General features: G+C 62.4%; 20 protein-coding genes and 1 other RNA gene. 3 read left to right on the plus strand and 18 right to left on the minus strand.

The features are described 5' to 3' along the window. Positions 1-75: 75 nt before the first annotated feature. From ftsA to rnpB, 16 genes are all read right to left on the minus strand, one after another. Complete coding sequence (gene ftsA / locus FLP30_RS08380; protein ID WP_246856474.1) at positions 76-1,509, minus strand: cell division protein FtsA; 1,434 nt, start codon at positions 1,507-1,509, stop codon at positions 76-78. Further along, entirely contained in the window at positions 1,502-2,434 is a 933-nt protein-coding gene (locus tag FLP30_RS08385) for a cell division protein FtsQ/DivIB (protein ID WP_149279415.1), read from the minus strand. The genes ftsA and FLP30_RS08385 overlap by 8 nt, the downstream gene beginning before the upstream one ends. Continuing rightward, positions 2,431-3,369, minus strand: a complete 939-nt coding sequence (locus tag FLP30_RS08390; protein WP_149279416.1) for a D-alanine--D-alanine ligase — start codon at positions 3,367-3,369, stop codon at positions 2,431-2,433. The genes FLP30_RS08385 and FLP30_RS08390 overlap by 4 nt, the downstream gene beginning before the upstream one ends. Further along, complete coding sequence (murB, locus tag FLP30_RS08395; protein ID WP_149279417.1) at positions 3,366-4,310, minus strand: UDP-N-acetylmuramate dehydrogenase; 945 nt, start codon at positions 4,308-4,310, stop codon at positions 3,366-3,368. The genes FLP30_RS08390 and murB overlap by 4 nt, the downstream gene beginning before the upstream one ends. Beyond that, a complete protein-coding gene (murC, locus tag FLP30_RS08400; RefSeq protein WP_149279418.1) occupies positions 4,307-5,740 on the minus strand; it encodes a UDP-N-acetylmuramate--L-alanine ligase in 1,434 nt (477 codons plus the stop codon). Before murC ends, murB begins: the two co-directional genes overlap by 4 nt. Then, positions 5,737-6,882, minus strand: coding sequence for an undecaprenyldiphospho-muramoylpentapeptide beta-N-acetylglucosaminyltransferase (gene murG, locus FLP30_RS08405; RefSeq protein ID WP_149279419.1), 1,146 nt, complete (start codon positions 6,880-6,882; stop codon positions 5,737-5,739). Before murG ends, murC begins: the two co-directional genes overlap by 4 nt. Beyond that, positions 6,879-8,042: an FtsW/RodA/SpoVE family cell cycle protein gene (locus tag FLP30_RS08410; protein WP_149279420.1), complete on the minus strand. Its 1,164-nt coding sequence runs from the start codon at positions 8,040-8,042 to the stop codon at positions 6,879-6,881. The genes murG and FLP30_RS08410 overlap by 4 nt, the downstream gene beginning before the upstream one ends. 3 nt (positions 8,043-8,045) lie before the next feature. Then, positions 8,046-9,452 (minus strand): UDP-N-acetylmuramoyl-L-alanine--D-glutamate ligase, encoded by a 1,407-nt coding sequence (murD, locus tag FLP30_RS08415; RefSeq protein WP_149279421.1) that lies wholly within the window; start codon positions 9,450-9,452, stop codon positions 8,046-8,048. Then, a complete protein-coding gene (gene mraY / locus FLP30_RS08420) occupies positions 9,449-10,543 on the minus strand; it encodes a phospho-N-acetylmuramoyl-pentapeptide-transferase (protein WP_149279422.1) in 1,095 nt (364 codons plus the stop codon). The genes murD and mraY overlap by 4 nt, the downstream gene beginning before the upstream one ends. Next, the gene (locus FLP30_RS08425; protein WP_149279423.1) at positions 10,543-11,931 is read right to left on the minus strand and encodes a UDP-N-acetylmuramoyl-tripeptide--D-alanyl-D-alanine ligase; all 1,389 of its coding nucleotides are present in this window, start codon (positions 11,929-11,931) and stop codon (positions 10,543-10,545) included. Before FLP30_RS08425 ends, mraY begins: the two co-directional genes overlap by 1 nt. Beyond that, the gene (locus FLP30_RS08430) at positions 11,928-13,400 is read right to left on the minus strand and encodes a UDP-N-acetylmuramoyl-L-alanyl-D-glutamate--2,6-diaminopimelate ligase (RefSeq protein WP_149279424.1); all 1,473 of its coding nucleotides are present in this window, start codon (positions 13,398-13,400) and stop codon (positions 11,928-11,930) included. The genes FLP30_RS08425 and FLP30_RS08430 overlap by 4 nt, the downstream gene beginning before the upstream one ends. Then, positions 13,397-15,355 (minus strand): peptidoglycan D,D-transpeptidase FtsI family protein, encoded by a 1,959-nt coding sequence (locus FLP30_RS08435; protein ID WP_149279425.1) that lies wholly within the window; start codon positions 15,353-15,355, stop codon positions 13,397-13,399. The genes FLP30_RS08430 and FLP30_RS08435 overlap by 4 nt, the downstream gene beginning before the upstream one ends. Positions 15,356-15,388: 33 nt before the next feature. Continuing rightward, positions 15,389-16,387 carry a cell division protein FtsL gene (gene ftsL, locus FLP30_RS08440; RefSeq protein ID WP_149279426.1) on the minus strand — a complete coding sequence of 333 codons (999 nt, stop codon included), beginning with the start codon at positions 16,385-16,387 and terminating at the stop codon, positions 15,389-15,391. Then, complete coding sequence (rsmH, locus tag FLP30_RS08445; protein WP_149279427.1) at positions 16,384-17,400, minus strand: 16S rRNA (cytosine(1402)-N(4))-methyltransferase RsmH; 1,017 nt, start codon at positions 17,398-17,400, stop codon at positions 16,384-16,386. Before rsmH ends, ftsL begins: the two co-directional genes overlap by 4 nt. Continuing rightward, positions 17,397-17,879: a division/cell wall cluster transcriptional repressor MraZ gene (gene mraZ / locus FLP30_RS08450; protein WP_149279428.1), complete on the minus strand. Its 483-nt coding sequence runs from the start codon at positions 17,877-17,879 to the stop codon at positions 17,397-17,399. Before mraZ ends, rsmH begins: the two co-directional genes overlap by 4 nt. A 256-nt stretch (positions 17,880-18,135) precedes the next feature. Then, an RNA gene (gene rnpB / locus FLP30_RS08455) (RNase P RNA component class A) lies at positions 18,136-18,549 on the minus strand. Positions 18,550-18,642: 93 nt separating this feature from the next. On the opposite strand from rnpB, the gene FLP30_RS08460 reads away from it, so the two are divergent. Then, positions 18,643-19,683: an alpha/beta hydrolase gene (locus tag FLP30_RS08460; RefSeq protein ID WP_149279429.1), complete on the plus strand. Its 1,041-nt coding sequence runs from the start codon at positions 18,643-18,645 to the stop codon at positions 19,681-19,683. Positions 19,684-19,745: 62 nt separating this feature from the next. Here the strand turns inward: FLP30_RS08460 and FLP30_RS08465 are convergent, their stop codons facing one another. Together FLP30_RS08465 and zwf are read right to left on the minus strand one after the other, a co-directional pair. After that, positions 19,746-20,186, minus strand: a complete 441-nt coding sequence (locus FLP30_RS08465; protein ID WP_149279430.1) for a hypothetical protein — start codon at positions 20,184-20,186, stop codon at positions 19,746-19,748. Beyond that, positions 20,183-21,655: a glucose-6-phosphate dehydrogenase gene (gene zwf, locus FLP30_RS08470; RefSeq protein ID WP_149279431.1), complete on the minus strand. Its 1,473-nt coding sequence runs from the start codon at positions 21,653-21,655 to the stop codon at positions 20,183-20,185. Before zwf ends, FLP30_RS08465 begins: the two co-directional genes overlap by 4 nt. Before the next feature lie 254 nt (positions 21,656-21,909). Between zwf and FLP30_RS08475 the strand changes: the two genes are divergently transcribed. Both FLP30_RS08475 and FLP30_RS08480 read left to right on the plus strand, forming a co-directional pair. Further along, on the plus strand, positions 21,910-22,182 hold the full coding sequence (locus FLP30_RS08475; protein ID WP_149279432.1) for a DUF2312 domain-containing protein: 273 nt from the start codon (positions 21,910-21,912) through the stop codon (positions 22,180-22,182). Between the two features lie 30 nt (positions 22,183-22,212). Further along, positions 22,213-22,836, plus strand: a complete 624-nt coding sequence (locus FLP30_RS08480; RefSeq protein ID WP_149279433.1) for a hypothetical protein — start codon at positions 22,213-22,215, stop codon at positions 22,834-22,836. Positions 22,837-22,850: the final 14 nt, after the last annotated feature.

Here is a 22,850-nt window from a genome sequence, read left to right on the forward strand (position 1 = left end):
GAAAGATGACGGATTGTTTGTAAGGAGCGCAGTTGGATAATTTGTGCAGAGTTTATCAGCGATTCTGCAGGCAGATCAAACCCTCTGGCGAATAAAAGAAACAAGTTTCTGTAAAAAACCTGCAGGTGGTGCTTCGCGGAATTCCACATCACCAAATGGGCGTTCAGCACTGGCTGCCCAGAACAGTAGCCCTGCGGCTGTGGCAAAACCTGCTGCCGCAGCAGTGTTTTCTGGCAGGCCGATAATGTTTTTTGGCCGCCCCAGCCTGACAGAACGGGTAAAGCCGGGGCCGGAGTGGCGGCCAATGCTGACAGGTGTGCCAAGAATACGCTCGGCCAGGGGGCGGATGCCATCCAGCAGGGAACCGCCGCCAGTCAGCACAATTCGCCCGCTGGCAGCCATGCCAAGCCCGGCGCCATCAAGCCGCTCACGCACCAGTTCCAGTGTTTCTTCCATCCGGGGGCGGATGATGCGGCCAAGCTGCGCGCGGGATATCTGTTCAAAATGCGGGACATCATTGCCCAGCAGTTCAACAGTCAGGACTTCATCCTCCACATCGGAGGCCAGATCAGCGCTGCCATAAACGGTTTTGAGGCGCTCGGCATTGTCCAGGGAGGTGCTAAGCCCGCGTGCAATATCGCGCGTGACATGCAGCCCGCCCACCGCAATCTGGGCTGTATGCAGGATCTGTCCTTCCCCGAACACGGCAAGGGAGGTTGTGCCGCCGCCCATGTCCACCACCGTTGTGCCCAGGTCGCGCTCGTCCGCATCCAGCACCGACAGGCCGGAGGCAAGGGGGGAGGCCACAAGGGCTTCTATTTTCAGTTCGGTACGGGCCAGCACGGTTTCAAGGTTGATCAGGGCCGTGGTGGCGGCGTCGATAATGTGCAGCCGGGCCTTCAGAGTCTCGCACAGATGGCCCCTGGGGTCCGACACGCCTTCCGTATCATCAACGGTAAAGTCGATGGGGAGTGTATGAATGACCTCGCGGTCCTGCACTGTGGCCTGGATACGCCCTTCGGTGACCACGCGGCGCAGGTCGGCATCGGTCACGACGCGCCCGCCAATGGGCCAGCGGACATTGAACAGGCGGCTGGCGGGGTGCCCACAGGACAGGTTGACCACAACCCGGTCTATCGGCCGCTCGGCCATGGTTTCGGCTTGCGCGACCGTGGCACGGATGGCGGCTTCGGCATCGCGCAGGTCGGTGATTGCGCCGTTACGCACCCCTGCGGAGCGCCGCCAGCCATAGCCTGTGACCCGTAGTGTGCCGTTAGGTTCGCCCTTGCCGATCAGGCAGCTGATCTTGGTCGAGCCAATATCAAGGACCGCGCAGTAGCCATGCCGCCAGACGTGGGGGCGCTTGTTCTTCTCGCTGGGGGGGAGGGGCAGGGATGTGTCACCACCACTCATGCGCAGGTGTGATGCGGTGGACCCCGCGCGCTTTTTGCGCCCGCGCCCGCCAAGCCCGCCCGCCATGGAAGGGGATGTCCACACTGTCTCAGTCATGCTGTGCGTTTTCCGTCTGGGGGTGCCGCGTGGTGTCGGGGGCTGCGGGTTGCGGGTGTGCGGCAGGCGTAGTGCCCCCTGTCGGGGGGGCAGTGTCAGCCGGGGTGGGGGCAGGGGTGGGGCGCTCGCGAATGGTCAGCCTGTCGGGCAGACGCATGTCTATCAGCAGGACGGGTCTGTCCAGCAGGCGGGTCGTGGCGTCCAGCTTGGCCAGTCGGTGAATGGCAGGTTCTTCCTCGCCCTCGGGTAAAAGCACGGTTGCGCCGTCGCGCAGGGTCAGGTTCCAGCGGCGATTGCTGACCCGGACCGCCGCAGTAACGCGTGACTTCACCTCTGGTTCCTGCGCCAGCAGGTCAATCAGGGTAGCGGCGGCCTCATTCGCGCCATCACCCACAACAAGGGGCAGGCGGGTAAAGGCTGTGGCGTCCTTGCTGCTGGAGCCTTGGTCCGGCACGCGCTGGCCCTGCCGGTCAATGAGCATGAACTGTCCCTGATGCTGCCACACGGCATAGGGGGGACGTTCGACAATCTGCACCTCGATCTCACCTGACAGATGTCGGGAGACCGCAACATGGTCAATAAACGGCAGGGTGTTCAGCTTGGCGCGGGCACGCAGCACATTAAAGCTCAGCACCGGGTCGCCCACACGCACACCCAGCGCCTGACGGATGGCGGCCTCGTCCGTCAGTTGTGCCCCTTCTATACGGATATTGGTAATCCGCAGGGCGGCTGTGCCGAGCAGCCTGTCACGCAGGGGCAGGATTCGGTCCTGCACTGCGGGCACCTGCACGGCAAACCAGGCTCCGCCCCCAAGGGCAGCCATCATGGCAAGCCCCAGCAAGGGCCGCAACAGCCGCTTCTGGCGGCGTATGAACAACCCGCTGCGGGATGGACGGTCCTTGGGAGAGGAGGGGCGTTGGTTCATGCCCGGCAGGTAGCCTGTGCAACAAGCCAGCCACACAGTTCGGGGTAGCTGATCCCGCAGTAGGCTGCCTGTTCTGGCAGGAGCGATGTTTCCGTCATGCCCGGCTGGGTGTTGACCTCCAGCAGCACAAGGCGCGGCTTGCCGGGCTGGGTGTCATCAAGGCGGAAGTCCGATCGGCTGGCTCCGGCACACCCCAGCACGTGGTGGGCGGCAACGGCGACTTCCATGGCCTGACGGGCTGTTTCCGGGTCGATCTGGGCAGGCAGCACATGGCGGGAGCCACCGGCTGTGTATTTGGCGGCATAGTCATAAAAGCCGGTGCCATCACCACAGGGTGTAATGTCGGTGACGGTCAGCGCCCGTTCCCCCATGACCCCGACTGTAATTTCCCGACCGGGGATAAAGGCTTCCACCAGCGCGTAGGGGCCGAAACGCCAGTCCTGCGCAATTTGCGCGCGCGTGTTGGAGCCGGGGTGAACAATGGAAACCCCGACCGAGGAGCCCTCGCTCACAGGTTTGACCACATAGGGGGCAGGCAGAGGGTCGGCGGCGGCAAGGGTGGCAATATCCACCATCCGCCCTTCGGCCACGGGCAGTCCTGCGGCCAGAAAGGCAGCGCGAGCGGCCTCCTTGTTCATGGCCGTGGCTGAGGCCCGCACGCCAGAATGAGTGTAGGGGATGCCGAGCCAGTCCAGTACACCCTGAATACAGCCATCTTCACCAAAGCGGCCATGCAGGGCGTTAAAAACGACATCGGGTTTTTGCTGGGTCAACTGGCTGACCAGGTCCGCCAGATCAGCTCCGGCATCGAGTGTCTGCACCTGATAGCCAAGGCTTGTCAGGGCTGCGGCCACCCCCGCGCCGGAAGACAGGCTGACAGCCCGCTCGGAAGAAATCCCGCCCATGAGCACGGTGACGCGTTTTGTCGTGGTCATTGGGGCAAGGCCTCCGTTCTGCCGAGTCGTTTGATTTCCCAATGCAGGTGCACACCACAATGCTGGGCTACTCTGGTGCGGACATCCTCACCCAAAGCTTCAAGCTCTGCGGCAGTGGCCGTGCCCAGGTTGATGAGAAAGTTGCAGTGCTTCTCGCTTACCTGTGCCCCGCCCAGTTGCAGGCCACGACAGCCTGCGGCGTCTATCAGTTCCCACGCTTTCAGGGCGCTGACTTCGGGTTCGGGATTGCGGAAAGTGGACCCTCCGGTTCTTGCCCGTACGGGTTGGGACAGTTCCCGCGCGGCACGTACCTGGGCAATGCGCCCGGCAATATCGGCCGGGGCGGCAGGGGTGCCACGCAGGCGTGCGCGGGTAACGACTGCCCCTTCGGGCAGGCCGGAGCGGCGGTAGCCAAAGCGCAGGGCTGCGTTATCCAGTGTCAGCACGCTGCCATCGCGCGTGACAATTTCCGCCCAGTCCAGCACGGTGGCAATATCAGACCCGTAAGCCCCGGCGTTCATCCGCACGGCACCGCCAATGGAGCCAGGAATGCCCGCCAGAAATTCCAGCCCGGCCAACCCGGCCTCGGCAGCCTGTTCAGCCACGGTCGCATCCAGGCATGCGCCCCCGGCTACAAGACCGTCTGCCTCAACCGTAATGCCTGAAAAACCACGGGCCAGCCGGATAACCAGCCCTTCCAGCCCACCATCGCGGATGATGACGTTGGAGCAGGCACCCAGCACAGTGACAGGCAGTTCGGGCGACAGGTTTTGCAGGGCCGTGGCCAGGTCTTCCGTATCGGCTGGTTGGTACAGCCACTCGGCAGCCCCACCAACCCGGAACCAGGTGCGTGCGCCCAGCGGTGCCTGCGGGGTCAGGCGGCCGCGTGTGGTGGACAGGGCCTTTGTGACCATGTCCTGCAAGGTGGGTGTGTTGCTCATGCCGCGCCGGTGCCCCGGCCTTTGTCCTGGAGGGCGGCCAGTTCTGCGGGCAGGGTCTGCGCCCAGTTGGTAATGGTGCCAGCGCCCAGACACACCACGTAATCCCCCGGCCGGGCAATGGCGTTGATCATCTCGGCCAGATGTTCCGGGCTGGAAAGCGGCACGACCGAGCGGTGTCCACGTTCGCGCAGGCCTTCTATCAGCCTGTCGCGGTTGATGTCGGGCAGGGGTTCTTCCCCAGCAGCGTAAACATCGCTGACAATCACGGTATCGGCGTCGTTCATGCAGGTGCAGAAGTCGGAAAACAGGGTTTTCAGGCGGGAGTAGCGATGCGGCTGCATCACCGCGATTACACGGCTGGCCCCTGCCTGTCGGGCGGCTTTCAGCACGGCGGCAATCTCGACCGGGTGGTGGCCGTAATCGTCAATAACGGTAATGCCGCCCGCTTCCCCCGTGCGGGTAAAGCGCCGTTTGACACCGCGGAAACTGGCCAGACCGGAGCGGATGACATCGGCGCTGATGTCCATTTCCGTGGCAACAGCAATGGCGGCCAGAGCATTCTGCACGTTGTGCGCCCCCAGCATGGGCAGGCGGAAGGGGCCAGCCTTGCGGGTGCGGCGTGTCACACGGTCCGTCAGTGTGACCTCAAACGTGGCGCCAAGCTTGTCGGTAATCACCTTTTCGGCCCGTACATCGGCCTGGGGGGAAAACCCGTAGGTGACAATGCGGTGGTCCGACAGGCGCGGGATCATCTGCTGCACACCGGGGTGGTCGATGCACAGCACGGCAAAACCATAGAACGGCACGTTGGACACAAACTGGTCGTATCCGGCTTCCATCGCCTCAGCCGTGCCCCAGTGGTCAAGGTGCTCGGGGTCCATGTTGGTGACAACCGAGATCACCGAGGGCAGGCGCAGGAAGGAGCCGTCGCTTTCATCAGCTTCCACCACCATCCAGTCGCCCTTGCCCATGCGGGTGTTGGTGCCATAGGCCTCGATAATGCCGCCATTGATCACGGTGGGGTCCAGCCGTGCGGCTTCCAGCACGGCGGCCACAAGGCTTGTGGTCGTGGTTTTGCCGTGGGTGCCGCCTACGGCAATGGCCCAGCGCAGGCGCATGAGTTCGGCCAGCATTTCGGCCCGGCGGACAACGGGCACCAGCCGGGCGCGGGCGGCCAGCACCTCGGGGTTGTCGCGGCTGACTGCGGTGGAAATCACCACAACCTGTGCGTTGCCCAGATTTGCCGCGTCATGCCCGATGGCAACGGGAATACCCGCAGCGCGCAGGCGGCGCACATTGGCGTTTTCAGCAATGTCCGACCCCTGGACGGAATACCCCAGCAGGCACAGCACCTCGGCAATGCCGGACATGCCAATGCCGCCAATGCCGACAAAATGGATGGTTCCGATGGACAGGGGCAGGGCTCTCATGGGCGTGTCTCCATGCCGTTCGAGGGCGAAGGGGCGTGCGAGGGGGAAAGCTGGAGGCATTCTTCTACTGTATTGGCCAGGCGCTGTGCGGCGTCCGGGCGGGCAAGTGCTGCCGCTGCCATGGCCGCCTGGGCGAGGTCTTGAGGAGTGGTGAAAAGGTCCGTCAGGCGCGAAGCCAGGGCGACGGGTGTGAAATCCGGCTGGCGCACCATCCAGCCCGCCCCGGCCTGGGTGATGGCACGGGCGTTTTCTGTCTGCTCATCACTGGCCGCCAGAGGCAGCGGCACAAGGATGGACGGACGCCCGGCGGTGGTGATTTCTGCAATGGAGGAGCCACCCGCCCGCCCGATGACCAGATGGGCATTGGCCAGCAGGTCAGGCACATCGTTCAGGAAAGGCTCCACCCGTGCCGTAATGCCCATGCTGGCATAAGCGGCCCGCACGGTCTCCAGGTCTTCCTTACGGGCCTGCTGGGTCACATGGACTTGCGTGCGCAACGCATCGGGCAGGCGGGCAAGGGCATCAGGGACCACCTGCGAGAACACACGTGCCCCCAATGACCCCCCCCAGACCAGCAGGTTGATGCGGTTTTGGGGCGGCGCCCAGGGCTTGCCTGCCAGAGCGGCTATGGCGGGGCGCACGGGCATGCCTGTCAGTTCGGTTCTGGAGCCAATGGGCAGGCGCGCAACGGAGGGAAAGGATGTCGCAATAACATCGGCAAAGCGCGACAGCAGGGCATTGGCCTTGCCCAGCACGGCATTGCCTTCATGGATGATCAGGGCCGGGTGCTTGCGCCCCAGCAGCCGTGCGCCCAGCAACGGTGGCACGGAGGGATAGCCCCCAAAGCCCACAACCGCATCAGGCTGCAACGCGGACAGGATACGCCGGGCCTCCCACGCGCTGCGGAGCAGGGTCAGGCCCGCGCGGGCCGCACGCAGGGGGCCACGCCCGGCTACGCCCGCCCCAGCCAGCACATATTGCCTGCCGGTGGAAAACACGCCGGTGTCCCGCCTGCCCGCACGGGCGTCGGTCATCAGCACCAGCGTGTGGCCCCGGCTGGCCAGAGCGTCGGCCAGAGCTTCGGCAGGGAAAAAATGCCCGCCCGTGCCGCCTGCGGCAATAACAATGGTGCTTGGCTTCATGCGGACCGCCAGTGTCTGAGTGTGGCTACAAACCTGCTGCCAGCAGGGTTTTCCCCCGGCTGCTGCCGTGTCAGGGCCAGAATCATGCCAATGGCCAGCGCGATGGACATGGCCGATGACCCCCCATAGGAAATGAACGGCAAGGTCATGCCCTTGGTCGGGATAAGGTGGAGGGAGGAGGCCATGTTAACAAAGGCCTGCAACCCAAAACCCGTGACCAGCCCTGCGGTGGAGATGATGACAAACGGATCATCCTCACGGATCAGGCGCAGCAGGGTGCGAATAACAATGGTTGCAAAAACGCAGATGATGAGCATGCACACAACCAGCCCGTATTCCTCCCCCGCCACGGCAAAGACAAAGTCGGCATGGGCGTCGGGCAGCAGGTCCTTGACGCGGCCCTCCCCAGGGCCACGGCCCATCAGTCCACCATTGCCAAAGGCGCGCAGGGCGGTGTCAATCTGGTAGTGGTCGCCTACGTTGGGGTGCAAAAACCGCTCCACGCGTGAGCGCACGTGCGGGAAGATGAAAAAAGCCCCCACCCCAGCGCCCGCCATGGCCCCACAGCCAACGCCCACAAGAGCAAGGTTGAGCCCGTCAACAAAAAGCTGGGCCAGAAAGACCGAGGTAATGACGGTCAGCATCCCGATGTCAGGCTGGGACTTCAGCAGCAGCACGATAACGCCGTACAGCGCAAACGCGATCAGCATACCGGGGAAGTGGCGCAGGGTGTGCCGCTGTGTCAGCAGCCAGCCGGTGGCGACCGCAAAACAGGGCTTGAGGAATTCGGACGGCTGGAGCGACATCATCGGCAGGGCAATCCACCGTCTGGCCCCCTTGATTTCCAACCCATGCACCAGTGTTAGTCCGGTAGCCCCGAGCATGAGTGCCCCACCCAGCAAGGACAGCCGGAGCACAGACCTGCGGGACAGCATGGAAATGGAAATGACGATCACCCCGGCCAGCGCCAGAAACACAACCTGTTTAAGAATAAACATGTTGCGTGACGCGCCAATACGCACAGCCACGGCAGGGCTTGCGGCCAGCATGAGGATATAGCCAAACCCGATCAGGATAAACGCGCAGATCAGCGTGGTGCGGTCGATATTGCGCCACCAGCGGCCGAAGGAGGAATCATCGGTGCGGGAATATCCGGCCATTGCTCACTGTCCTGTCCTGGCTGCGTGGTCCGGGTGGATACCCCTCGCCAGTTCCTCAAACCGTATGCCACGCGCCTCAAAGCCGGGAAACTGGTCAAAGCTCGCACAGGCGGGTGACAGCAGCACGACAGGCACAGCGGTGCGACATGCCTCGATATAGGCTGCGGGCACGGCATTTTCCAGTGTGCCTGCAAGAGTGTAGGGCACATTATGTGCGGCAAGAGTATCAGCCAGCATCTGCGCATCGCGCCCGATCAGGAAAGCATGGGCAATACGGGGGAAGTCGGGGGCCAGTGCGGTAATGCCTCCCTCCTTCGCAATGCCGCCTGCAATCCAGATCAGCCGGTCATAACAGCCAAGGGCGCGGGCGGCGGCATCGGCATTGGTGGCCTTGCTGTCATCCACAAAAGCAACGCCGTTGCATGTGGCCACCAGTTTCTGGCGATGTGGCAGGCCGGGAAAGGACAGGATCGCCTGAGCGATCAGTGTGTCGGCAATGCCCAGAAAGCGCGCCATGGCCACTGTTGCCGCTGCATTCTGGCAGTTATGGGCACCGGGCAGGGAGGGACCAGTGCGTGCTATCAAGGTGCCTTTATGCCAGACACCGCTGTCATGCCCGTAATAGGTGCAGGTGGGGTCTGTGGTGGCAATGGTGTCACATTGGGCCGGACCATTGAGCAGGGTTTGAGCCAGAGCGCGGCACAAAGGATCATCAAGCCCGATAACCGCGAGGTCCTGATTGGTCTGGCCCCCAAAAATGCGGGCCTTGGCGCGGGTATAACCGGCCATATCGCCATGGCGGTCCAGATGGTCGGGGGTCAGGTTCAGCAGGCAGGCCACATCAAAGTGCAGGCTGTCTAGTCGTTCCAGCATGTAGGACGACATTTCCAGCACGTACACGCCGTTGTCGGGCAGAAGTGGCAGGGCAAGGGCGGCTGGCCCCAGATTGCCTCCCGCTGCTACGGGCACCCCGGCCTGAGCGAGAATATGAGCCAGCAATGTGGTGGTCGTGGACTTGCCATTGGTGCCGGTAATGCCGACAAAGCGTGCCCGGCTGCCTGCGGCGCGCACGGCGCGGAACAGAAGTTCGGCGTCCGAGACAATAGGCACCCCTGCCTGCCGGGCCATGAGGGCGACCGGGTGCGGCTTTGGCAGAATATGTGGGATGCCGGGGGACAGCACGAGGGCTGTGAACCCGGAGAGTGTTTCAAAAGGGGCAATCACCACCTGCTCTGCCAGATCGGGCGGGAGCTGTGCCGCCAGCGCTGTCCGCGCGGCTTCCCCATCATCCCATGCCTGAACGGACGCACCGCAGGCCGCCAGAGTGCGGACGACTGGCAGCCCGTTACGGCCCAGACCAAGGACCGCAAAGCGCTGCCCGGCAAAAAGAGCGGGGGGAAACGGTGTCATCGCAGTTTCAGCGTTGCCAGACCGCACAGGCCCAGCACGAAGGAGACGATCCAGAAACGGATGACAATCTTGGGTTCGGCCCAGCCTTTCTTTTCAAAATGGTGGTGGATTGGCGCCATCAGAAAGACGCGCCGTCCTGTACGTTTGTACCACAGCACCTGGATGATGACGGACAGGGTCTCCACCACAAAAAGCCCGCCGACAATGCACAGCACCAGCTCGTGCTTGATGGCAACAGCCAGCGACCCCAGCGCCCCGCCAAGGGAGAGCGAGCCTGTGTCACCCATGAAGACCGAAGCCGGAGGGGCATTGAACCACAGGAACCCAAGCCCGGCCCCGACAAGGGCTGCACAGAACACAACCAGTTCGCCCGTGCCCGGCACGGCATGCACTTGCAGGTAGTCGGCAAAGCCATGGTTACCCACGAGGTAGCACAGGATGGCAAAAACAAGTGTTGCAACCAGCACTGGCCCAATGGCCAGCCCGTCCAGCCCGTCGGTAAAGTTCACGGCGTTGCCAAAACCGGTAATGGTGACCATGGCAAAAACGGGGTACAGAATACCAAGGGGCAGTAGTAGGTCCTTGGCGAAGGGAAAGGCCAGATTATAGGCCAGTTCTGGCGGCATAAGTGCCTGAAGCCACCAGCCGCACAGCAGGGAAATACCAAATTCGGACCCAAGGCGCGTGCGCTTGGACAGGCCGTCCGTATTGCGCCGTGCCAGCTTGCGGTAATCATCCGCAAAGCCGATGGCACCAAACCCCAGCGTTGTCAGCCAGACCGCCCAGACAAACCCGTTTTCCAGATCGCCCCATACCAGCATGGATACGCTGAGTGCGATCAGGATCAGCACACCGCCCATGGTTGGGGTGCCTGCTTTTTCCACAAGGTGCCGCTCCGGCCCCAGAGCCCGGATGGGCTGCCCACCGCGCTGGATACGCCGCAGGGCGGCAATAAACGGCTTGCCCAGCATAAGGCTGAGGGCAAGGGCAGTCAGGCAGGCGCAGCCTGCGCGGAACGAGATGTAGCGCAGCAGGTTGAGCATTGTGATGTGCCCATCATGAAACGCATGGGAAACCAGCATATACAGCATCAGGCAGCCCCTACCGCAGGCAGGGCTTCCAGCGCCTGTACAATATCGCGCATGCGGCTGCCCAGACTGCCTTTGACCAGCACGGCATCCCCCGTAGTCAGGCGGGGCGCGAGCATGGGGGCAAGGTCTGCGGCGGTTTCCGCCCAGGCACCCTGGCGGGCAGGGGGCAGGGCTTCAAAAAGGCTTTTCATATGGGGTCCACAACAAAAGACAAGGTCGGCGGATGCAGCGGCCGGGGCGGCCAGGGCATGGTGTTCGGCATCGGCAAATGCCCCCAGTTCACGCATGTCACCTAAAATCGCGATGCGGCGGCTGGCGGGCAGGTGGCTTAGCACGTCCAGCGCAGCCCGGACAGAAGCGCTGGAGGCATTGTAGCTTTCATCCAGCAGGATGATCTGCCCCTGTGCCACGGTGCTGACAGCACCACGGCCTTTACCGGGGCGGAAGGCACGCAGGGCCATGGCGGCAGCATGGGTGTCGGCCCCAAGGGCTGCGCAGGCAGCAAGGGCTGCCAGTGCATTGCGGACCAGGTGCAGGCCCGGCGCGCCAAGTCGTACGGCTATGGATTGCCCAGCCAGTTCCACCACAAAAACAGACCCTTCAGGCCCGCTTTCCACGTTGTCGTAACGGGCGGTGCTGCCTGCCTGCGCCCCGGCCAGCCAGAGCGTGGCATGGGCCTTGCGGGCGGCATCGACGATCATGGGCAGGCCGTGGGCGTCGTCGGGGGCAATGGCTGTGCCACCGGCTGGTAACGCCAGAATGAGCGAGGCCTTTTCCTGCGCGGTGGCATCCAGACTGCCCATGTGGCCCAGGTGGGCAGACCCGATGGTGGTAATAACCGCAACGTCCGGCCGCACCATCTGGGCGAGGGGCAGGATTTCCCCCGGATGGTTCATGCCGATTTCACTAATGCAGAAGGCGGCCTCTCGCGGCATGCGTGCGAGGGTTAGCGGCACGCCCCAATGATTGTTGTAGGAGGCCTCGGCCGCATGGGTTGGGCCACAGGCTGCCAGACACAGGCGCAGCATTTCCTTTGTCGTGGTTTTGCCAACACTGCCGGTAATGGCCACAACCTTGCCACCAAAACGCGCCCGGGCCGCAAGGCCGAGGGCTTGCAGGCCCGCCATTGTATCCGCAACCCGCAGAATGCGTGGGTCGGTGGGGCACTGTGTGGTGTCATGCACCATAACAGCCGCCGCCCCACGCTCCAGCGCCGTGGCAATATGGGCGTGGCCGTCGCTGCTGTCGCCTTTGAGGGCAATGAACAGATCACCCGGACGGAGGGTGCGGGTGTCGATGGAGATACCCGATACATCCCCGTCACCTGCGGCCAGAAACTGCCCATTTGTTGCGGCTTCCAGATCCGCCCGTGTCCAAAGTGCCATTATGCCTGCCCCGCGAGTGTTCTGATGACATCGGCATCATCAAACGGCAGGATATCCGTGCCGATAATCTGCCCCTGTTCATGCCCTTTGCCCGCCACAACCAGCACATCGTCTGGCTCCAGCAGGGCCAGAGCGTCGGCTATGGCAGTCCGGCGGTCTGGTATTTCCAGCGCATTGGGTGCCCCGGTGCGGATGGCTGCGCGGATGGTGGCCGGGTTTTCCGTACGGGGGTTGTCGTCGGTAATAATGGCAATATCGGCTCCCTGCGCGGCTTCCTGCCCCATGAGGGCGCGTTTGCCACTGTCGCGGTCTCCACCAGCGCCAAACACCAGTACCAGCCTGCCGCGCGCATGGGGGCGGAGGGAGGTCAGAAGCCGCGCCAGCGCATCGGGCGTGTGGGCATAGTCAACATAGGCACACGCACCATTTGGCAAGAGGGCGGCCCGTTCCATACGACCGCGTACGCCAGTCAACTGGGGCAGCAGGGCAAGCGTGTCAGACAATGCGCCATGGGCTGGTGTCGCAAGAGCAACGGCCAGCAGGGCGTTATCAACCTGAAAACGGCCGGGAAGGGGCAGCAGAACGTGGTGCACCCGCCCGTCACACTCCAGTGTCAGTTCCTGCCCGGCGGGTGTGGGGGTGCAGGCGCTCAGGCGCAGGCTGTCTCCGTTTTCGCCCACAAGGCGCAGGTTTTGGGCACGGTCGTGTGCGATGGCGCGCAGGGCATGGAGCGTTTCACGGTCCATGTCTGCATTGGCCGCCACGAGCCCACCCCGAGGCACAAGCGTGCTGAACAGCCGCAGCTTGGCATCGCGGTAGGCGGCCATGGTGCCATGATAGTCCAGATGGTCGCGCGTCAGGTTGGTAAAGCCTGCGGCACTGAACTGTAGCCCATCCAGCCGGTCCTGCTCCAACCCGTGGGAGGATGCTTCGAGCGCCACATGGTGCACGCCATGCTGTTCTAATGCTGCAAGGGTGTTGGCAAGGCTGACGGGGTCAGGTGTTGTCAGGGCAGGCAGGGTAATACTGACCGGTGTTGCACCTGTCAGTCCCAGCGTGCCGATGCCCGCAGCCTGATAACCCTGCAGGGTCCATATCTGGCGGATAAAGTCGGTTGTGCTGGTCTTGCCGTTAGTGCCGGTGACGGCCACTAGTGCCGGGGGCTGTGGCCCGGCCAGTGTTGCCGCCATAAGGGCAAGCACGTGGCGGGGGTTATCAGCCATGATCAAGGGGTGAGGGGGGACGTCGGCGGGCCACTCGGTGCCCGTTGGGGCCAGCACGGCCGCAGCACCCTGGCTGACAGCCATGGGGATAAACCTGCGGCCATCCACCTTTGTGCCAGCAAGAGCAACAAACAGCATGCCAGCGCGCACGGCCCGGCTATCTGCCGTCACAGCGTCAATCATGACATCCTGTCCCGCAAGGGGAGGCAGGCCAGCCGTGGCAAGAAGGTGCGACAGAGGCTGGCTCATTCGTCCATGGTTTCCCGGCTGTGTTTGTGGGTATCGTCGGCAGTCTGGCGGTTGGCACCCGTATGAGGGTCACCGGGGTCATTGCCCGGGCCGAGGGGGCGCGCCCCGCGGGGCACTGCCGGGTGCATGGGCAGGGCCATCTGGGCGTCAATACGTGCCGCATGCTCAAGGTCGGGGAAGACCTGCAACAATGGCCCCACGCGGGAGACAATTTTGGAAACAGTGGGCGCGGCGTTCCAGCCTGCGGTGGTCCAGCCGTGCGTCTGTGCCGTGGGCAAGGGGCTGTCGAGCATGACATACACCGCGTAACGCGGGGCATTCATGGGGAAAATACCAGTAAAGGCGGAGATGTTGACGTGCTTGAGGTAGCCGCCATGAGCGCCGATTTTTTCTGCCGTGCCGGTTTTGCCACCAACAAAATACCCGGGGGATTCTGCAGTTCTGCCCGTGCCCTGGGTCACATCAAGCCGCAGCAGGCGGCGCAGCAGGGCGGAGACATTTTCTGACAGGACACGAGGCCCCTGTGGGGTTGTTGGGGCGTCTGCCGTGGTGGCCAAAGGTGCTGCAGTGCCGGGCAATGCAGGGTGTGCACCCGGCAGGTCTTGCGGGTCGATGTCTTTGTCATCCCGGTCCAGCAGGGTGGGGGCGACGAGGATACCACCATTCACAGTAGCGGCGGTGCCACGGACAATGGCCAGGGGAGGTTCGGCCACGCCATGGCCAAAGCCTACGGTCATGGTGGTGGCAAGCCCCCACTGGCGTGGGTAGAGCGGGCGGGCTGCCTCGGGCAGTTCAATGGGCACGGGGGAGAAAAACCCCATGGAACGCAGCCATTCTGCCTGTTTCTTGCCGCCGACATCCAGCGCAATATGGGCGGCCGCCGGGTTGGAGGAATACGCCATGACCTCTGGCAGTGTCAGCCAGGGCGAGAAATGGTCGTTCTTCATATCGCGGATGGTAAAACGACCGATCCGCAGCGGGATTGAGGAAAACCGATCCCAGATATGAATGGTGCCGGTTTCAAGCCCCATGGCCGCAGTCTGGAGCTTGAAGGTGGAGCCAGGTTCGTACAGCCCAGTGACTGTGCGGTTAAAGCGCTCGTCATTCGTAGCGTGGGAAAATTCGTTGGCGTCATAGTCAGGCAGGCTGACCATGGCCATGATTTCCCCCGTGCGGACGTCCATGACAATGCCGCATGCGCCAATGGCCTGAAAGGTCTGCATGGCATTGGCCACTTCCTCACGCACGGCGGACTGTACCCGAATGTCCAGCGACAGGCGTAGAGGGCGGTGTTCGTTCAGCAGTCTTTTGTCGAAGTATTTTTCAACCCCGGCAATGCCGTGGCCATCAATATCGACAGCCCCCAGAATCTGGGCGGCCATGTGGCCCAGCGGGTAGTGACGGCGCTCACCCGGTTCAAAATAAATGCCCGGAATCCCCAAATTGTTGATCGCCAGTTCCTGCTGGGGGGAAATATTGCGGGCGATATAGACAAACTGCTTGGGCTTGGAAAGGCGCTGGATGGTGTCGTTTTCATCCAGGTCATGCAGGACAGTTTTGAGCTTGTGGGCAATATCGACAGGATCAATCAGTTCCTGCGGGTTGGCGTACACCTGTGCCACAGGCAGCGATAGTGCGAGGGTCTGGCCGTTGCGGTCCACAATGCTGGCGCGGTGGGTCTGCGGCAGGGACAGATCTTCCGCAAGGCTGCCCTTGGGGTCGATTTTGGGGATTTCGGGTACTTGCGGGGCAATCTGGCGCTTTTCTGGTGCCATGGGGCGCACCACAGTGGCGTAGATCAGCTTACCTGTAACAAAGGAGAACAGCAGGCAGAAAATGCCCGATAGGCCCAGTAGCCTGACATGCATGCGTTCCCTGTGCGCGCGACGGCGCGGGGTATCCCCCGTGACATCAGGCGGTAGGGCTGTGTCGGGTGCATGCGGGGGCAGGGGCATATCGAGTCAAAAGAACTTTCAGTCAGGCGGTGCTCAGTTGGCCACGGGAACAGGCGGGGGCAGCATGCTGTCGCCCCGGCTGAGGAGAGAGCCGCCCGTATACCCGGAAGTGGCGCGAGCTTCCATATAACCCCGACCTATGGCGTCAGTGTGGCGCGCGCGTGTCGGGTGCCAGGTTGCAGCAGCCATAGGCAGCGGGTGGCGAACCTGCTGGGGTGTGCTGTCATCTGCCATCAGTGTTGTGTGATGGCTGGCAGGTGCTGCCGCATGGGCCAGTGTGCTGCTGGCGTGCGTGTCGGGAGTGCTCGTTGCGGCATCAAGGGCTGCCGTATCCTGCTTGTGGATCACCGGGCGGGGTGTGAGAGCCGCTACCTGAGTATGCCGGTCTGTGCTGGTGCGTTGCAGGCCAAACGTATCATGCCCGACTGCGTTGGTTCGGGTCGCAGAGGGCGTGGCCGCAGTTGTTACTACAGTGGTGTAAGCCGGTTCAGCATGTGGGGCCGCAAGGGCAGGGCGGGTTGCCCGTGGGGTTTCGGTATTCAGGCGCAGTATATGCGGCTGGGCAACCTGGGGTGCCGGGCGTGTATCAGCAACCATAACGGGTGCTGGGGCCGGGTGCGTGTTAGCGACGGCAACAGGCCGGACAGGGGCTGCCACGGGTGCGGCGGCCATAGCAATGCTATCCACGTGGGCCGGTGTGGGTGCGGCTGCAACAGGTGTGCGGGCTGGAGCGTTTTTATCGACCGCAGGCAGGTGCTCTTCAAGATCGCTCAGGCGCACGAACTGCGCAGGGTCCATGGTGCGAAGGTAGGGCGCATGGTGGCTGGCAAGCTGAGCCAGTCGCTCGGGCTGGTTTTCCAGCGCCCATTCCGTACGCAGCATGGCGGTCTGGGTACGCACGTGCTCGGTTTCATGCACCAGAGCCGAAATCTGCTGGTCCAGCAGAGTGGTCTGGTGTTTTTTTGTGTACAGGAAAAACCCCGAAGCAATGGCCAGAACAGCGCAGCAGCATGTAAACGGACGAGTAATCATGAAGTCTGTCCTTTGCTCGGAAAAGGCGTGGCCAGAGGGCGTCTGGCAATGGCGCGTAGCCGGGCACTGCGCGCGCGGGGGTTAGCGGTGCATTCAGCAGGGCCGGGGCGGATGGCCTTGGTTGTTAGGGCTACCAGATCGGCTTCCGTCCCGCGGGACATGGCGGCGCGGGGGTCATGGCGGGAAAAGCTGTTATCCTTGCCTGTGGCATGGGCCATGGCGCGTTTGACCAGCCTGTCCTCCAGCGAGTGGAACGAGACCACAACCAGCCGCCCGCCAGGGGCCAGCAGGTCCAGAGCCTGTTGCAGGCCGCGTTCTATTTCACCCAGCTCATCATTGACCGCGATACGCAGGCCCTGAAAGGTCCGGGTGGCCGAATCCAGACCGGAACGATCCTGCGGCACAACCCGGCGGACAAGCCCTGCCAACTGGAGAGTTGTGGTGAACGGGGTTTGCACCCGGTCGGCAACAATGGCGCGGGCTACGCGGCGTGCGTGCCGTTCCTCCCCATAATAATGGAGGATATCGGCCAGTTCCTGTTCGCTGGAGGTATTGACCAGATCGGCGGCACTGGGGCCGTTTTTTTCCATCCGCATGTCCAGCGGGCCGTCCTGCCTGAAGGAAAAGCCGCGTTCGGCCTCATCCAGCTGGAAGGAGGACACACCAAGGTCCATGACAATACCATCAAACGCGGGGGCCTCTGCGGCCTCTGCCAGTGCCTGCATGGTGCCAAAGCTGCCATGCAGCATGTGCAGCCGCTGGCGGCCTTCGGCGCGGATCAGGCTTTCGGTTAGGCTCTGCCCACGGGCTATGGCGTCCGGGTCGCGGTCGATCCCCCACACCGCGCAGTCGGCGCTGGCCAGAATGGCGCGTGTATAACCGCCCCCGCCAAAGGTGCAGTCCAGAATGGCATTGCCAGCCGCAGGCTGCAGATAGGCCAGCACTTCGGCCAGCATGACAGGCACATGACCGCTCAAAGCAGGTTCTGCGAGGGGGGAGACAAGGGCATTCATTGCGCGGTGTGCCCACCCTCGGCGCGTGCGGCGGGAATGGTGACAGTGCGTGAACGCTGACGGGCCTCGGCCCGGCGCTGGCGTGCGGCTTCTGGTTCCCAGATCTGGAATGTGCGGCCAAGACCCATAAAGGCGACCAGCGGGCTGTCTGTCAGGCGTGCGTGGTCACGCAGGATGTCGGGGATGATGATGCGGCCTTCGCGGTCGGGGTCCAGGGGGTAGGCATCGGCGTAAAGGGCGGCGGCCAGGTCGTCGTGCTCTTCAGAGAACATATCCAGCCGGTCCAGCGGTTCGGTCAGGCGGGCAAAGGCCGCTGCTGGCCAGGCTTCCACGCAGGGCAGGGTGTGGGAGGGGCGAAGGATCATCAGCGTGTTGTCTTCCGTCTGCTGGGCTCTGAGCACGGACCGGAAGCCGGCCGGAATCGAGACGCGTCCTTTAGCGTCGAATCGGTTCTCATGCGTGCCAAGGAACACACCCACGTGAATCAGAAGTCCTTTGCTGCCTGTGGTTTCCAGTCATGGTGCCTAGGGGGAAGGGCATGCTTTCTCCCTGCCGTATGGGATAACATGGGATAGCGTGGGAAGTAAATTTAAAAGGAAGAAAAAACGGCAGAAAATAGCCATCCGTTAAGTATTTGGCATACTCTGTGCAAGAACCGGGCAAGAGAATGTCAAGAAACGGGCGTGAGCCTGTCGATGACTCGCCTGTTCTTTTTTTGTTCTATAAAAGGGAAAAAATGCCAGACGGTCTGTAAGCCGGGTTCTGTCCGGCCCTGTTAAGGGCTTGGACGGTCATTCCTCTGGGACGCGCCTTGCGGCGTGCCTCACGCAACCAACCCGAACAGCGGGGCGAGAGACCCCTGAGGCTACACGTAGCCTCAGCTGTTCCTATTCGGTCTTGCTCCCGGTGGGGTTTACCATGCCTCCCCTGTTGCCAGCGGAGCGGTGCGCTCTTACCGCACCGTTTCACCCTTACCTTCAGCCTGTCCCATGGTTGCCCATGGTTGGACCAGGAAGGCGGTTTGTTTTCTGTGGCACTTTCCCTAAGGTCACCCTCGCCGGCCGTTAGCCGGCACCGTTCTCCCATGGAGCCCGGACTTTCCTCCATCACCCGATTTGCACAGGCAACAGCGACCGTCCGACCGTCTGGCAGGCGCACCCTGCTGTGCGCAGGGGCTAAGGTCAAGTGCTTTGTGAGAGGTAGGAGGCTGGTATTGTGTGAAAAAATTGCTAAATTTTTTGCATGTCGGATCAAGCAGACCTCGCCACACCCGCCACGCCAGCCCGGCCCAACCTGCCGTCGCGCCTGCTTTTGCGCTGGATTGCGTGGCAGGCGGCCAGAAAGGTCAGGCACGTTACCATTCGCCCCCCGCCAGAAGGTCCGGTGCCGGAGGAAAAGGTCGCGGCACATTTTTTGCGTGTTTTGCGCAAGAATATGGATACGCCGTCTTTCCCGCCCTTTCTGTCCTCTCTGCCCCTGCGCAGGGTCCTAACAGTTGAGGTGCCGGGGCCTGCGGGGATGATGAAGGCACGGCTATTTGTGCCCCATGGCCGGGTACGCGGGGCCGTGCTCTACCTGCATGGTGGTGGGTTTGTGCATTGCGGTTTGAACTCACACCACGGCATTTGCTGCCGTCTGGCGCGGACATCTGGCGCTGCGGTGCTGCTGCCTGATTACAGACTGGCCCCGGAACATCCTTTTCCCGCCGCGGTGGAGGATGCTCAGGCTGCTCTGGCGTGGCTGGCCCGTCTTTCCGCCCGTTTCTGGGGTGGTGGCGTTGCAGTCGCGGGGGATAGTGCCGGGGGCAATCTGGCCGCAGTGCTGGCGCAGGAGGGGCGCAGCGGGGTGGGGCCGACGCCTGTCCTTCAGGTCTTGTACTACCCCTCGCTCTATGGGCGCAGGACATTCCCGTCCCATCAGACTTACGCCAAGGGCTACTTCCTCTCCCGTCGGTCTATGGAATGGTATGGGGAGCAATATATCCAGACGGTACAGGACTGGACTGACCCCCGCTTTGTTCCGGGTGAAAACCCGGACCTGACAGGGTTGGCCCCGGCGGTGATCATCACGGCCGAGTGTGACCCCATGCATGATGAAGGGGCAGCCTATGCCAATGCCCTGCGGCGGGCCGGGGTGCCGGTGCTATACCGTTGTTACCCTGGGACTTTGCATGCGTTTTTGAATTTTTATGCCCTGATGCCACATGGCAAGGCTGCATTACGGCTGGCGGGCAGGGCGTTGCGTAAAGCCTTTGCCCACCATGGCGGCAAGGCTGTTCCATAAACCCTTTTTGACCAAGGTATCATGGTCCGGCGGGCGTACGATAGGCCCGCCGGAAGTCCGTGTCAGGGAACGGGGTGGAACACGCCTGGCGAGTTCTGGTCGGATTCGATAACCCTGTTCATACGGTCCACCCGCAGGGTGAACAGGCGGGGCAGGTCATCCTTGGGGCCGGGGCAGGTGCCAGAATGTTTTTCCATGACATCAATGCGCGATGCTGTGGGGGCATCGTTGCCGTTGACCACAAACAGCAGGCAGTCCGGCCGGTCATGCGTCATGCCATTATGGGTGACAAGCAGGCGCAGATGGCGAATAAGCGCTGTGTCATCATACCAGTTGGCGGGGCGGAAGGTATAGCGGTCCACCAGCGTATCCAGCATCCCGCTGCGGGCCAGCCCGATCATCAGCAGGGACAGGGGAAGCACCAGAGCAATCCGCCGCAGAAGATGCTGGCGGAAGGTTCTTTTGGTAAACGGGCCTTTAAGCCTGGGGGGTTGTATTGTCATGGCAGCATATCTTCGTGCCACATGGCACCATCACGGGCAAGCAGGGCGCGGGCCGAGGGCGGACCCCAACTGCCTGCCGGATAGGGCTCCAGCGGGGTCAGGGCCTGCTGCCAGGATGTCAGGATCGGCTCGACCCAACGCCATGAGGCATCAACCTCGTCCCGGCGGATAAACAGTGCGGGGTCTCCCCGGACTGCATCCAGCAGCAGGCGCTCATAGGAGTCCTGATATGCGAGGGAGAAAACATTTTTATAGGCCATGTCCAGCTTGGCATTCTGCACGCGGAAGCTGCCTGCGGCGGGGTCACGCACAGCCATGACAAAGGACAGTTCCTCATGCGGGGCAATGCGGATGACCAACCGGCCGGGGGAGGGCATGTTGGTAAAAATGGGCCACACCTGCGGGCGGAACTGGAGCACGATTTCCGTGGTTTTTGTGGCAAGGCGCTTGCCGGTCCGCAGGTAGAAGGGGGTATTGCCCCAGCGGGCCGTGCGTATTTTGGTGCGGATGGCCACAAATGTTTCTGTGCTGCTGCTGCGACCGGTGTTCAGGTCTTCCGTGTAGCCCGGCACGATCCTGTTTTTCAGCGTGCCGCTGACATATTGCCCGCGGATGACATTTTGCCGCACCATGTCCGGTGTCATCGGGCGCAGGGCGTTGAGAACTTTCATTTTCTCATTACGCAGGTCGTCAGAGCGCAAGGAGGCCGGGGCATCCATGGCGACCATACACAGGATTTGCAGCAGGTGGTTCTGCATCATGTCCCGCAGGGCACCTGCCTCGTCGTAGTAAGACCCTCGGTCTTCCACCCCGACGGTTTCGGCCGCAGTAATCTGCACATGGTCGATCGCACTGGATGACCACAGCATTTCCAGAGCCGGGTTGGCAAAACGCAGGGCCAGAATGTTCTGGACCCCTTCTTTCCCCAGATAATGGTCAATCCGGTAGATCGATTCTTCAGGGAAATACCGGCCCACGCCAGTGTTGATCGCCTGTGCCGTGGCCAGGCTGGTGCCTATGGGTTTTTCCAGCACCACGCGGGATGTCGGCGTGACCAGTCCCTGTTCCGCCAGCGACTGGCACAGCACGGAAAACAGCGACGGGGCCGTGGCAAGGTAGAACACCCGCGCCCGTGGGCTTTCAGGCAGCAGGGCGCGCAGGCCGTCCCAGTTGGCTTCCTGTTTTGTGGCGTCGAGGTAGATGTAGGTCAGCAGGCCCAGAAAGCGGTGCAGTGTGTCCTTGTCCTGCGTGGCTTCGGGGGCAAATTCCCTGAGGGAGCTGATGACACTGTCGCGGAACTCTTCGGTCGTCAGGTTTGAGCGTGCAACGCAGATAATGCGGGCATCATCATCAAACTCCTGCGCCATGAAGCGGCGGAGGAAGGCAGGCAGCAGTTTGCGGCGTGACAGGTCGCCAGTAGCGCCAAAAAGAACGAAATCAAAGGGGTCCGTGCGGTTCACAAGGGCCATGGTGCAAAGGTTCCAGCAAAGCGGCAGGGGGCGCGACCCACCTTAGGCAAGACAAGGTTCCGGGCCATGGTGGACACCGGGTGCGGTTGCACCGCTTATGGAAGGTGGGCATCGTGTTTGCAAGAGCCGCGCCATGCAGGCACATTGACCGCTTGCACGCGGCACGATAAGCCCGCGCCTTCCACCCCACCGGCGGAGCGTGGCCTGTCTGCGTGCCATGCCGGAATACATGATGTGAAAGAAAGGGCCCAGTCATGGATGGTGAACACTTTTCTGGTGATGACGACGCAGCCGTAGGTGGAATTGCCGCAGACCGGCTGAGAAGCATCATTGAAAGAGTTGAGCGGCTGGAAGAAGAGCGCAAAGCTCTTGCCGGCGATATCAAGGATATTTTTACAGAAGCCAAATCCGCAGGGTTTGATGTAAAGGTTATTCGCCAGATTATCCGCCTGCGTAAGCAGGAGCCTGCGGAAGTGGAAGAGCAGGAAACACTGCTGGACATTTATCGTCGCGCACTTGGCATGTAAAAAAATCAGGCTGGATCAGGTCGGTTTGTCATGATGTCTCTGTCTTTTCCGGAATGGATGCCCCTGTGGGGCCAACTGCTGGTACTGGCTTGCGGGCTTATGTTCGGGCTTGCATTCATGATGATGCCTTTTGCGGTTTTTGGCGTGAAAGGCAGGCTGACCGAACTGTCCTTGCAGGTTGAGGAGCTCCAGGCCGCAGTGCGTTCTCTGGGTATGCGCACCGCTGCCACGCCACAGGGGTTGGCAGCGCCAGAAGGCGCTGTGGTGGAGGAGATTCGTGCCACCCCGTGGGAGGCGGCAGAAAAGCCGCCTGTGGTGCGGGAAGTGCCGATTTTTCCGGAGCTGCGGACACCGCGTGTTTCCGACGCGTATGAGGCACGGCAGGCCGAACCTCCTGTGCCGGTTATGGAGCCAGCATCGGTCGCTTCCAAACGCATGCCCTGGCATGAGGAGGAACCCGAGCGGCAGGAAACGGCAGAGGAAATTTTGCGTCGGCAGAGAGCGCCTGATGCTAACCAGCCTGCCTACAGGCCCGATTTTTCGCGCGAGGCCCCAGCCCGCGCGGCGACTTTGGGCCAGTCCACCCCACGTTATGACGACCATACAGGTCGTGCGGAACCAGTTCTGAACTGGCCCGGGCAGCCCGCCCCCTGAAACAAGGCGGGTTA

Origin of the sequence: Acetobacter vaccinii (genome assembly GCF_008365315.1) — a bacterium.
GTDB lineage: Bacteria > Pseudomonadota > Alphaproteobacteria > Acetobacterales > Acetobacteraceae > Acetobacter > Acetobacter vaccinii.